The 748-nt window shown below is 50.5% G+C and carries 2 protein-coding genes; both read right to left on the bottom strand.

The annotated features are described in order from the left end of the window. Positions 1 to 477: SDR family NAD(P)-dependent oxidoreductase (locus tag ACLO87_RS16710; RefSeq protein WP_430224331.1), on the bottom strand; the 477-nt coding region annotated here is incomplete at its 3' end. Between the two features lie 32 nt (positions 478 to 509). Then, the coding region (locus ACLO87_RS16705; protein ID WP_430224330.1) for an SDR family oxidoreductase at positions 510 to 748 on the bottom strand (239 nt) is incomplete at its 5' end.

Raw genomic sequence — 748 nt, 5'->3', positions numbered from 1 at the left:
ATTGACAATAATCCCGGACATTGACGCAATATTTATAATCGAACCGCCTCCGTTCTCTACCATTAACTCAGCTTCCGCCTTACAGGAATTCCACACACCAGTCAGGTTGATATCGATAACGCGTTGCCATTGCTCGCTTTCCATCTCCAGCGCCGGGTTTGCGTTAGCGATTCCAGCGGCGTTTACGGCAATATCCAGACGACCAAAATGTGTTTTTGCCAGAGCGACTGCTGCGCGAAGATCTCTCAATTCCCGAACATCGCCCGTGTAATACAAGGCTTGTCCGCCAAGTGCTTCGATATGATTAACCGTCTCTTTGAGTCCGCCATCTTCCCGTAGATCAAAACACACCACTCGTGCGCCTGCGCTGGCTAAAGCCAGAGCGATCATTTGTCCGATACCGCTACCTGCGCCAGTGACAAAGGCGACGCGATCGTGGAGATCAAACAATTGTTGAGCAAAATCTTTTGCGATCATTTTGATATCTCTCTTAGTAGCCCGCAGGGGCATTACGACATAATCAGGCCGCCGTCGATGTTGATGGTTTGACCGGTGAGATAACGCGCATCGTCAGAGGCGAGGAAGGCAACCAGTCCGGCAACATCTTCAGGTTTACCGGCACGCTTCATCGGAATACCTTCCACCCATTCCGCCATAAGCTCGCCTTTGCCATAACGCTTGTCATCGGTACTGAGAATTTCTCCCCATACGCGGTCGTTGTAGTCCCACATTTCGCTTTCGATAATAC

The organism is Paenalcaligenes sp. Me52 (assembly GCF_050487965.1).
Lineage (GTDB): Bacteria > Pseudomonadota > Gammaproteobacteria > Burkholderiales > Burkholderiaceae_B > Paenalcaligenes.
This window is presented reverse-complemented; position numbering and strand designations above follow the sequence as displayed.